This window comes from Agrobacterium sp. 16-172Ci (genome assembly GCF_053522725.1).
Window position 1 is genome coordinate 107,131 of sequence record NZ_JBNWBW010000003.1, and the last position, 11,581, is coordinate 118,711.

Sequence of the window (11,581 nt, forward strand, 5' to 3'; positions counted from 1 at the left end):
CGAAGAGCAATAAGTCGATTCAAATGATGTTGCCCATCATAACCAATTTACCAAAGATTGCAATACAACAATAGATTATCCATAGGTTGCAATCACCTTGAAGCGATAAAATCGGCCTTGCCTCTTGACCCGCGCGCATTACCTGTCCATGTCGAAATATAAAGAAGGCGAATTGCGGCATTGCGCCGTGACCCGGCCACGTTAACGGACCAGTTCCAGAGAAAAACAATATGAATGTCGTCGTCGTAGAATCTCCTGCCAAAGCCAAGACGATCAACAAGTATCTTGGCTCGGGCTACAAGGTTCTTGCATCCTTTGGCCACGTCAGAGACCTTCCTGCCAAGGACGGATCGGTGCTGCCCGACCAGGATTTCGAAATGTCCTGGGAGGTCGACAGCGCATCCGCCAAGCGCATGAAGGATATTGCCGATGCGGTAAAATCCTCCGACGGCCTCATTCTCGCAACCGACCCGGATCGCGAAGGCGAGGCCATTTCCTGGCACGTTCTCGATCTTTTGAAGAAGAAGCGCGTCCTCGGCGACAAGCCGGTAAAACGCGTGGTCTTCAACGCCATCACCAAAAAGGCCGTGCTGGACGCCATGGCGAACCCGCGCGACATCGACGTGCCGCTGGTCGACGCCTATCTCGCCCGCCGCGCGCTGGATTATCTCGTCGGCTTCAACCTGTCGCCGGTGCTGTGGCGCAAGCTGCCCGGCGCGCGTTCCGCCGGCCGCGTTCAGTCGGTTGCGCTGCGTCTCGTCTGCGACCGCGAATCCGAAATCGAACGTTTCGTCTCTGAGGAATACTGGAACATCAGCGCACTTCTGAAGACACCGCGCGGTGACGAGTTCGAAGCCAAGCTGGTTTCGGCCGATGGCAAGCGCCTGCAAAGCCGCTCGATCAAGACCGGAGACGATGCGAACCGGCTGAAGGCGCTGCTGGAAGGCGCAACCTATGTGGTCGAAAGCGTCGAGGCGAAACCGGTCAAGCGCAATCCCGGCCCGCCCTTCACCACTTCGACGCTGCAGCAGGCGGCCTCCTCGCGCATGGGCTTTTCCGCCTCGCGCACCATGCAGGTGGCGCAGAAGCTTTACGAAGGCATCGATATCGGCGGCGAGACCGTCGGTCTGATCACCTACATGCGTACCGACGGCGTGCAGATGGCCCCGGAAGCGATCGATGCCGCCCGCCGCGCCATTGGCGAGCAGTTCGGTGGCCGTTACGTGCCGGAAAAGGCGCGTTTCTATTCCACCAAGGCCAAGAACGCCCAGGAAGCGCACGAAGCGATCCGCCCGACCGATTTCAACCGCACGCCGGATCAGGTGAAGCGTTACCTCGATCCCGATCAGCTGCGTCTTTATGACCTGATCTGGAAGCGCGGCATAGCAAGCCAGATGGCCTCGGCGGAAATCGAGCGGACCACGGTTGAGATTCTTGCCAGTAACGGCGGCGAGAAGGCTGGCCTGCGCGCTGTCGGCTCGGTGATCCGTTTCGACGGTTTCATTGCCGCCTATACCGACCAGAAGGAAGATGGCGAGCAGAGCGACGACGGTGACGACGAAGGCCGTCTGCCGCCGATCAACGAGCGCGAGAACCTCGCCAAGCAGAAGATCAATGCCAGCCAGCACTTCACCGAACCGCCGCCGCGTTATTCGGAAGCTTCGCTGATCAAGAAGATGGAAGAACTCGGCATCGGCCGTCCGTCCACCTATGCGGCGACGCTGAAGACGCTGAGCGACCGCGAATATATCGTCGTCGACAAGCGCAAGCTGGTGCCGCATTCGCGCGGCCGGCTGGTGACGGCTTTCCTCGAAAGCTTCTTTACCAAATACGTCGAATACGACTTCACCGCGGCCCTTGAAGAAAAGCTCGACCGGATTTCCGCCGGCGAACTGGACTGGAAGCAGGTGCTGCGCGATTTCTGGAAGGATTTCTTCGCCCAGATCGAAGACACCAAGGAACTGCGTGTCACCAACGTTCTGGATGCGCTGAACGAGGTTCTGGCGCCGCTGGTCTTCCCCAAGCGCGAGGACGGTTCCGATCCGCGCATCTGTCAGGTTTGCGGCACCGGCAATCTTTCGCTGAAGCTCGGCAAATACGGCGCTTTCGTCGGTTGCTCCAACTATCCGGAATGCAACTACACCCGCCAGCTGACCTCGGACGGTTCGGAAGCGGAAGCTGCGGCTTCGAACGAGCCGAAGGCGCTGGGTGCCGATCCGATGACCGGCGAGGAGCTGACGCTGCGCTCCGGCCGTTTCGGGCCCTATATCCAGCGTGGCGACGGCAAGGAGGCCAAGCGCTCCTCGCTGCCCAAGGGCTGGAAGCCTGAGGATATCGACCACGAAAAGGCCTTAGCGCTCATCAATCTGCCGCGCGATATCGGCAAGCATCCGGAAACCGGCAAGATGATTTCCGCCGGCCTCGGCCGCTACGGGCCGTTCCTGTTGCATGACGGTTCCTATGCGAACCTTGAAAGCATCGAGGACGTGTTCTCTATCGGCCTCAACCGTGCCGTGACCGTGATTGCCGAAAAGCAGAGCAAGGGACCGGGCCGCGGCCGCAGCGGCACGCCGGCGGCGCTGAAGGAGCTGGGCGACCACCCCGATGGCGGCGCGATCACCGTTCGCGACGGGCGTTATGGCGCTTACGTCAACTGGGGCAAGGTCAACGCCACCATTCCGAAAGGGCAGGACCCGGCTTCGGTGACGCTGGACGAGGCGCTGGTGCTGATCGCCGAGCGCATCGCCAAGACGGGCACCGGCGGCAAGCCTGCCAAGGGCAGGAAGACAACTGCCAAGAAGGCCGATGGTGACGCCGCAGCAAAGCCCAAGGCGACCAAGGCCAAGGCGGCAACGAAGAGCAAGACGGCCGCCAAGCCGAAGGCAGCGGCCAAACCCAAGAAGGCAGCAGAGTGAGCAAATCGCCGCGTCAGAGACAGGGTTCCGCCAGCGACGGTTTCGGACGCACCGGGCGCGGCAAGCGGGTCAGTGAAGGTGAAGGCATCATCCATGGCGAGGTGCCTTCCCGCGAGGTGCTGCTGAAATTCATCGCCGACCATCCGCAACAGGCCTCCAAGCGGGAAATCGCCAAGGCTTTCGGGCTGAAAGGCGAGAACCGCGTCGTTCTCAAAGCGCTGCTGAAAGAGCTTGAAGCAGACGGCATGGTGCAGAAGAGCCGCAAGTCGCTGACGCGGCCCGGCGGCCTGCCGCCAGTCACGGTCCTCGACATCACCACCCGCGACAAGGACGGCGAATTGATCGGCCGGCCGGCGGAATGGCCGGAGGATCAGGGCGCGGCGCCGGCCGTGCTGATCCGCCAATCCTCGCAGGACCGTGGCAAGAAAGCGCCAGCCGCCGGTCTCGGCGACCGTATTCTCGCGAAAATCTTCCCCTCCAAGGAAAGCACCGGCCCCGCCTACACCGCCCGCGTCGTCAAGCTGATCGACCGTCGCCAAAATGCACTGCTCGGCGTGTTCAAGGAGACGGCCGGCGGCGGCGGACGGCTGATGCCGATCGATCGCCGCGGCGAGGAAATGGTCATCGACCCAGATGGCGTCGGCGATGCCAAGGACGGCGATCTGATCGAAGTGGAAACCTCGCGCAACAGCGGTCGTTACGGGCTGACGCGCGCCAAGGTTCTGTCGGTCATCGGCTCCGTTGCCTCGGAAAAGGCGATCTCGATGATCGCGATCCATTCCCACGGCATTCCGCATATCTTTCCCTCGAACGTTCTTGCCGAGGCGGATGCCGCCAAGGCGGCCAGCATGTCGCACCGCGAGGACTGGCGCGACCTGCCGCTCATCACCATCGATCCGGCCGACGCCAAGGACCATGACGATGCGGTCTATGCCGAGCCCGACACGTCGCCCGACAATCCTGACGGTGTCATCGTCACCGTCGCCATTGCCGATGTCTCCTGGTATGTGCGTTCCGGCTCGCCGCTGGACCGCGAAGCGCTGAAACGCGGCAACTCCGTCTATTTCCCGGATCGCGTCGTACCGATGCTGCCGGAGCGCATTTCCAACGATCTCTGCTCGCTAAAGGAAGGCGTCGACCGCCCTGCCCTTGCGGTGCGGATGATCTTTTCGAAGGAAGGGCGCAAGGCCGGCCATACCTTCCATCGCATCATGATGAAGAGCGCTGCGAAGCTCTCCTACCAGCAGGCTCAGGCCGCCATTGACGGCAAGCCCGACGATAAGACCGGACCGCTGCTGGAGCCGATCCTCAAGCCCCTGTGGCACGCCTATGAGGTGATGAAGCGAGGCCGTGACCGGCGCCAGCCGTTGGAACTTGACATGCCCGAGCGCAAGATCAAGCTGCGCCCCGATGGTACCGTCGACGCGGTCGTCATTCCCGAACGGCTGGACGCCCACAAGCTGATCGAGGAAATGATGATCCAGGCGAATGTCGCCGCCGCCGAGACGCTGGAAAAGAAGAAGCAGCCGCTGGTCTATCGCGTCCACGATGCGCCCACGCTTTCCAAGCAGGAGGTGCTGCGCGAATTCCTCGGCACCATCGGCATTTCCATGGCCAAGGGTGCGGCCATGCGCGCCAATTCCTTCAACGGCATTCTGGCCCGCGCGCTCGATACACCGCACCAGATCATGGTCAACGAGATGGTGCTGCGCAGCCAGAGCCAGGCGATCTACAGCCCGGAGAATATCGGCCATTTCGGCCTCAACCTGATGAAATATGCGCATTTCACCTCGCCGATCCGCCGTTATGCCGACCTGATCGTGCATCGCGCGCTGGTGGGGTCGCTTGGCTTTGGCGAAGGCGGCATCACACCGCAGGAAGAGGCGACGCTGGATGACATCGCCGCCGAAATCTCGACCTTCGAGCGGCGCGCCATGGCAGCAGAGCGCGATACCGTCAACCGGCTGATCGCGCATCATCTTTCCGAACGGGTGGGTGAAGAATTCGAGGGCCGCGTCGGCGGTGTCACCAAGGCGGGACTTTTTGTCGCGCTTCCGCAATTTGGCGCGGACGGTTTTGTTCCTATATCTACACTCGGAACCGACTATTTCCTTTACGATGAGGCCCATCAGGCCCTGACAGGAGAGAAGACGGGCCTCGGATACCAGCTTGGCGATACGGTTCAGGTGCGGCTTGCGGAAGCGGTGCCTTTGGCAGGCGCGCTTCGTTTCGATATGCTGAGCCCGGGGCGCAAGATGCCGGTCGGCTCGCGGTCGTTCCACAAGGCAGGCCGGCGAACGTCGCGTTCTGCCGCAAAGCCCGGGACGCGGCCGCCCAGAAGGCGACGGTAACAAGACCGCTGCAGGCGGTTGAAAAACGGGAGAAGGACTTAAGGATGAGTGCACATCAGGGCTCGGAAACAGTCACCTTCGGAGACGATAGCGCGGAACGGCCGCTTGGCCGCTCGATCATGCGGGGAATGGCCAATCGCTGTCCTGCGTGCGGAAGCGGACGCCTGTTCCGGGCCTTTCTGAAGCCGGTGGACGCCTGTGCCGCCTGCGGCGAAGAAATGCATCACCACCGGTCCGATGACCTGCCGCCCTATATTTCCATCGTCATCATCGGCCATATCGCCGTCGGCGGTTTCATGATGACCGATATGGTGTTTTCGGTTCCCATGTGGGTGCATTTCGCCATCTGGGTGCCGATCACCATTCTCGCCGCACTTTTGACGCTGCAACCCATCAAGGGGGGCGTCATTGGCCTGCAATGGGCGCTGAAGATGCATGGGTTCGACCGAAAACAGCAAAAAGCGCAGATCGACGGCTCGTCTCACTGACGGCGGGCGGGACCTTGCAGGTGACTCAGCTTCCCCGGCGTGCCGAAACGGCGAGCGCGCCCATGCGGCCGCGCGACGCCGCCTCTATCATTCTGTTCGACCGCTCCGGCTCGCAGCTCAGGGTTCTGATGGGCCAACGCAGCAGCGCCCATGTCTTCATGCCGGGCGCTTTTGTGTTTCCCGGCGGCAAACGTGATCCGCGCGACCATGCGTTGCCCTTTTCGGGCGATCTGCATCCCGCCGTCCTCCACAGCCTCACCGCCTCCGCGGCGCGGCGGCTGAGCGCTGCCGGCGCGAGAGCTCTGGCGCTTGCCGCCGCGCGCGAGCTTTTCGAGGAAACGGGCGTGGATCTCGGCTTGAGCACCAGAGGCCCCGATCTTTCCCGTTTCCGATATGTGGCCCGCGCTATCACCCCACCCGGAAATGTGCGGCGCTACGACACGCGATTCTTCTGCTGTTATGCCGACGAATTGCGGCTGGATACCCGGCTAACCCGTGATTCTGACGAGTTGCACAATGTGCAATGGCTTGACATGACAGACCTTTCCGGTCTGAACATGCCGAAAATCACGCGCACGGTTCTCGAAGATGTCACAAAACTCATGATAGGTGATCCCTCATTGCCCTTTGAAAGCCCCGCGCGGCTCTATGTCACGCGCCACGGCCGGTTCATTCGAGACTTTGTATAAAGGCCGTCATGTCACAAATGAAATGCGAAGAAGCGGACGCCATTCACTGGCCCTCACTGATCGCCGCCATTTCCGCCATCAGTGCGGTCGGTGTCGCCATCGGCCTTGGCCTGCCGCTCCTGTCGATCATCCTTGAGAAGCGCGGCATCTCCTCCACCATGATCGGGGTGAATTCGGCCATGGCCGGCGTCGCGGCGATGATGGCGGCCCCCGTGACCACCAAGATCGCCCATGATTTCGGCGTGGCGCGAACCATGCTGTTCGCAGTCGTCATTTCGGCGCTGAGCGCGCTCGGTTTTTATTTCGCCGAGGCCTTCTGGATGTGGTTTCCGCTGCGAATCGTTTTCCATGGCGCCACCACCACGCTCTTCATTCTCTCCGAATACTGGATCAACATGACCGCGCCGCCCAGGAAACGCGGCATGGTTCTCGGCATCTACGCCACCGGCCTTGCGGTCGGTTTCGCGGTCGGTCCGCTACTGTTTTCCGTGGTCGGCAGCGAAGGCATATTGCCGTTTCTGGTCGGCGCGGCGATCATCCTGCTCGCCGCGATCCCGATCTTCATGGCGCGCGGCGAAAGCCCGGAGCTGGACGAAGGACCGAACCACCATTTCGTCCGTTATGTCTGGCTGGTGCCCATGGCGTCCGCGGCGGCCTTCGTCTTCGGTTCGGTGCAGGCCGGCGGCCTTTCGCTGTTTCCGATCTATGCGACGCGAGAAGGCTTCAACGAATCGCAGGCAGCACTCCTCCTCACCGTCATGGGCATCGGCAATATGGTCTTCCAGATACCGATCGGCCTGCTTTCGGACCGGATGAAGGACCGGCGGACGATGCTGGGGCTGATGGCCTTTGCCGGCGTCTGCGGCACGCTGGCGCTGCCTTTCCTGGTGGAAAGCTGGCTTCTGGTGGCGGCCTTGCTGCTGTTCTGGGGCGGGCTGGTCTCCGGAATGTATACTGTCGGCCTCACCCATCTCGGATCGCGCCTGAAAGGCGCCGATCTGGTCGCCGCCAATGCCGCCTTCATCTTCTGTTACGCCGTCGGCACGATTGCGGGGCCGCAGGCCGTGGGCATTTCCATGGACCTTGCCGGAACCGACGGCTTTGCCTGGTCGCTGGCGGTATTTTTCGGGCTTTACGTGATGCTTTATATCGTCCGTTTTGTTTTCCGGGCAAAACAGGCTTGACTTTTCAGGCGCGATACGTAGTTTCGCGCCAGATTTAGCCGAGGTGAGAAGCGCCTGCGGCTTCTCTTTTGTTTAAAGGCAGGACGACCATGGCGAAAGCTACAACAATCAAGATCAAGCTGCTGTCGACAGCCGACACCGGTACCTTCTACGTCACCACCAAGAACAGCCGTACGTTCACGGACAAGATGACGAAGACGAAGTACGACCCGGTTGTACGCAAGCACGTTGAATTCAAGGAAACCAAGATCAAGTAATTTTTTGATCGGTCTCCGACAAAAGCGCGCCCAACGGGCGCGTTTTTTGTTTGTGCCGAAGGAAGAGGCTGCCAACAGCCTCTTCGCGCCCCAGAGCCTTTCCAGACGGCCAATAAGGCCACCTCTCCGCTGCCCCGGAAATTGCCGCCGTCACCGGCAAAGCGCGCGAGCAGCCAAGGGTAAGTCCGACCATCTGGCCTGACGCCCCATCCGCCGCCGCAATCATTCAGATGCTCGGAAGAAGTATCCCAAGGGCTACACATCCGCCCCTGCCCCGTATCACGACCTCGCACATGACGTGAACGGAGACGACCGCAAAAGCCGCTAAGCTGCGACACGCACACCACGAACAGGCAATTTTCTGGAAGAAGGCGGTCGGCCAACGATGCGATTACGGCACGAGGAACCGATTCGGACATCGTCAGCCGACCGACCCCACGATTCAGGAGATGCGGCGGACCTGAGCATCATGGGGCATTCAAACTACGCAATACCAGCCCCTGACGAGCGAAATCGCGACGGCTAAAGCCGCTATCATTCATCATCACAAGACGGATAAACCGCCGGAAGAACTGTTACTCTCAATAGGAGTGTGCGCAGAAGTAAAATAAAAATCAACAAATTCTTAAGCCAGAGATACATCACCTGGGAAACATGGTTAAGTATACAAAGCTGGCACACTATAGTTGCCGGAGAGATTGAATTCAACGTATTTTTCAACTTGAACTCTATTTATATCGCCAATTTGCATCTTTTCATTGCAAAGCGATAAAATACGTCCAAGGTCAATGGCTTGCAGTCTTGCGACGGCCGCCCCGTATTCCCGAACAACTATTTCGCCGGGATATGACGGAGAGATTGCGCAATATTTTATGCAATCCGCCGCTAACGCTCAGGCAGCGGCAGCAACGACGCGGTTGCGGCCGGCGTGTTTCGCCTCGTAGAGCGCCTTGTCCGCCTGCTTCAGGATTTCGTCCGGCGCACCGAAGGCGCCGCTGCTGGTGGCGATGCCGAGGGAGGCGGTAATGCTCAATTCCCGGTCGATGGAACGAACATAAAAAGGCTTGTCCTCGACTATCGCCCGCAGGCGCTCGGCGACGCTTGCCGCAAGCTCCATCGGCGTATCGGGCATGACGACGACGAATTCCTCCCCGCCATAACGGCAGGCGAGATCCGCGCCGCGCACCGTGCTGCGGATGCGTGCTGCAAATTCCCGCAGCACCTCATCGCCGACATCGTGGCCATAGGTATCGTTAACCAGCTTGAAGCGGTCTATATCCGTCATGCAGATGGAGATCGGACGGCCGCGAACGGCGGCACGGTCGAAGAGTATCTTCAGGTGGTTGTCGAGGTAACGGCGATTGTTGAGGCCGGTCAGCCCGTCGACAATGGCGAGTTCCATCGTGTGCTGGAGATTGAGCCGCAGATGTTCGTTGTAGCGCTTGCGCCTGATCTGCGTCAGCGAGCGCGCGACGAGTTCGTTCGGATCGATCGGGCGGAGAATGTAATCATTCACACCGAGATCGAGCGCCCGCGCCACCATATCGTCCGCCCCCTGCTCCGCCACCAGAAGCAGCGGCAGGAAGCGGGTGCGTTCCAGCGAGCGAAGCTGCGAGCACAGCCGTAGCGGATCGTAATTCTCGAAATTGGAATTGACGATGACGAGCTCGAACGGATTGCCCGCGGCCTTGAGCAGCGCCGCCTGCGGCTCGGTGACGGCATCGACCTCCGCAACCGGCTTCAGCGCCCGTACGATACGTTCCTGCGAGCTGGCGCGGCCATCCGCAACCAGCACGCGGCCGGGCGTCTGCATCAGACCATCGCTGCGCAGCATCTCCTCTATGCCGATCTGCCGTGCGGTTTCGGCGCGCAGCCGCAATTCGTCGCTGACGGCCTTGAGGCGCACAAGGCTTTTGACACGGGCGATGAGTTGAAGATCGTTGACCGGCTTGGTGAGAAAATCGTCGGCGCCGGCCTTGAGGCCGCGCACGCGGTCTGACGGCTGATCGAGTGCCGTGACCATCACCACCGGAATATGTGCGGTATTCGGGTTGGCTTTCAGCCTTTCGCAGACCTCGAAACCATCCATGCCCGGCATCATGATATCGAGCAGGATGATATCGACCTGCTCTTCGTCGCAGATCGCCAGCGCCTTGAAACCATCCTCGGCCGTGACGACATCGAAATACTCCGCCAGAAGACGGGCTTCGAGAAGCTTCACATTGGCCGGAATATCGTCAACAACCAGAACTCTCGCCGTCATAACCGTTCCCCAGTCGCCTCACGCATCGCCCAGATAAGTCTTGATGACTTCGATGAACTTCGGAACGGAAATCGGCTTCGATACATAGGCCTCGCATCCGCCCTGGCGAATCCGTTCCTCGTCGCCCTTCATGGCAAAAGCCGTGACCGCGATGACCGGGATGACATGCAACTCGTCATCTTCCTTCAGCCACTTCGTCACCTCCAGCCCCGAGACTTCCGGAAGCTGGATATCCATGAGGATGAGGTCCGGGCGGTGCTTGCGGGCGAGATCGAGCGCTTCCATGCCGTTGCGCGTCTGGATGGTCGTATAACCGGACGCCTCGATCAGGTCGCGAAAGAGCTTCATGTTCAGCTCGTTGTCTTCGACTATCATGACCTGCTTGGGCATGGTGAGCAGTCCCCGTTTCGCTTTGAAACCTTCATCCAGACATATAAGTTGCCAGAGAACCGATTCCATCGTCCATTTGTTGCGCAAGGCTAGAGGGATTTGGTTTCAAAATAGGTAACTTCGGGGAAGAAATGCTGCGCGATACGAAAAACAAAGGCAATGCCGGTCAGGATCCGCAAGAAACGGCAGCCGCCATACTTGGCTGGCTGGCAAACGAACCGGAAATGCTGGCGCGTTTTCTGGCGCTGAGCGGGTTGCAGGCCAATATGTTGCGCCAGGCCATCAACGATCCCGGCTTTCTTGCCGGCCTCACCGATTTTCTGATGAGCCATGAACCGGACCTCATGGCGTTTTGCGCCGCGACCGATACTTCCCCCGAAACAGTGGCGGCCGCCTGGCATCACTTTTCCGGGCCGGGGCTGGATTCAGGCGTGTATTGACGGGTCGCCAGCCGGAGGCGGTCAGCGTTTCAGCAATGTTCGGGCATAGGATTCCAGCACCGCATTCATGCGCGTCTGGTATCCCTTGCCGGTGGATTTATAAGCTTCGACGACGGACTTCTTGACCCTCAGCGTGATCTGCTGCGTCCCTTCCGGCTCCACGAGTTTTGCATTCGCCCAGAAGCGCTCATCCAGTTCGGGAATATCGCTGTAGTCTATCTTCTCGTCAGGCAAGGCTGCCAGTTCTTCAAGGCTCAGTTCTTTTTCGTATTTCTTCGTCATAACGTTTCCTTTCGCGGCGGTTTGCCGGCCGGGCGGAGATGATGCGGGTTTTACCGGCACGATCGGTATGGATGACCGCCAGAAATACTATTCCTTCGATCTGCCCTATGCTGTGATAACGCGTCTCTCCATAGGCCGCGCGCTCATCGACCCATGAAAGAACCGCATCCTCGAAGATTCGAATCGCCGTCTGAAATCCGACGCCATGCTTTCGGATGTTGGACCTGTTTTTCTCTTCATCCCATTCGAACATGCGTAAAAAATCATCTACAATTGTAACTACAAATATGGGTGAAGATCAAATATTTCTCTACGATATGCA

At 59.8% G+C, this 11,581-nt stretch carries 11 protein-coding genes; 7 read left to right on the forward strand and 4 right to left on the reverse strand.

Features of this window, described 5'->3' with window-relative positions:
- Positions 1–230 precede the first annotated feature (230 nt).
- From topA to rpmG, 6 genes are all read left to right on the forward strand, one after another.
- Complete coding sequence (topA, locus tag ACQZ40_RS05270) at positions 231–2,915, forward strand: type I DNA topoisomerase (protein ID WP_448747531.1); 2,685 nt, start codon at positions 231–233, stop codon at positions 2,913–2,915.
- Positions 2,912–5,266: a ribonuclease R gene (gene rnr, locus ACQZ40_RS05275; protein ID WP_448747532.1), complete on the forward strand. Its 2,355-nt coding sequence runs from the start codon at positions 2,912–2,914 to the stop codon at positions 5,264–5,266. The genes topA and rnr overlap by 4 nt, the downstream gene beginning before the upstream one ends.
- Before the next feature lie 44 nt (positions 5,267–5,310).
- Positions 5,311–5,754, forward strand: a complete 444-nt coding sequence (locus ACQZ40_RS05280) for a DUF983 domain-containing protein (protein WP_059752697.1) — start codon at positions 5,311–5,313, stop codon at positions 5,752–5,754.
- Positions 5,755–5,816: 62 nt separating this feature from the next.
- Positions 5,817–6,443 (forward strand): NUDIX hydrolase, encoded by a 627-nt coding sequence (locus ACQZ40_RS05285; RefSeq protein ID WP_065653975.1) that lies wholly within the window; start codon positions 5,817–5,819, stop codon positions 6,441–6,443.
- A 17-nt stretch (positions 6,444–6,460) separates the two neighbouring features.
- On the forward strand, positions 6,461–7,627 hold the full coding sequence (locus ACQZ40_RS05290; protein ID WP_448747603.1) for an MFS transporter: 1,167 nt from the start codon (positions 6,461–6,463) through the stop codon (positions 7,625–7,627).
- A gap of 89 nt (positions 7,628–7,716) precedes the next feature.
- The gene (gene rpmG / locus ACQZ40_RS05295; RefSeq protein ID WP_003496403.1) at positions 7,717–7,884 is read left to right on the forward strand and encodes a 50S ribosomal protein L33; all 168 of its coding nucleotides are present in this window, start codon (positions 7,717–7,719) and stop codon (positions 7,882–7,884) included.
- A gap of 892 nt (positions 7,885–8,776) precedes the next feature.
- Here the strand turns inward: rpmG and ACQZ40_RS05300 are convergent.
- Positions 8,777–10,147, reverse strand: coding sequence for a PleD family two-component system response regulator (locus ACQZ40_RS05300; protein ID WP_020810655.1), 1,371 nt, complete (start codon positions 10,145–10,147; stop codon positions 8,777–8,779).
- An 18-nt stretch (positions 10,148–10,165) separates the two neighbouring features.
- Positions 10,166–10,537, reverse strand: a complete 372-nt coding sequence (locus tag ACQZ40_RS05305) for a response regulator (protein ID WP_003521498.1) — start codon at positions 10,535–10,537, stop codon at positions 10,166–10,168.
- 131 nt (positions 10,538–10,668) lie between these two features.
- On the opposite strand from ACQZ40_RS05305, the gene ACQZ40_RS05310 reads away from it, so the two are divergent.
- Positions 10,669–10,977 (forward strand): DUF3572 domain-containing protein, encoded by a 309-nt coding sequence (locus ACQZ40_RS05310; protein ID WP_174029321.1) that lies wholly within the window; start codon positions 10,669–10,671, stop codon positions 10,975–10,977.
- Positions 10,978–10,998: 21 nt separating this feature from the next.
- Here the strand turns inward: ACQZ40_RS05310 and ACQZ40_RS05315 are convergent, their stop codons facing one another.
- Positions 10,999–11,259: a BrnA antitoxin family protein gene (locus tag ACQZ40_RS05315; protein WP_003502419.1), complete on the reverse strand. Its 261-nt coding sequence runs from the start codon at positions 11,257–11,259 to the stop codon at positions 10,999–11,001.
- A complete protein-coding gene (locus tag ACQZ40_RS05320; RefSeq protein WP_448747533.1) occupies positions 11,225–11,512 on the reverse strand; it encodes a BrnT family toxin in 288 nt (95 codons plus the stop codon). Before ACQZ40_RS05320 ends, ACQZ40_RS05315 begins: the two co-directional genes overlap by 35 nt.
- Positions 11,513–11,581: the final 69 nt, after the last annotated feature.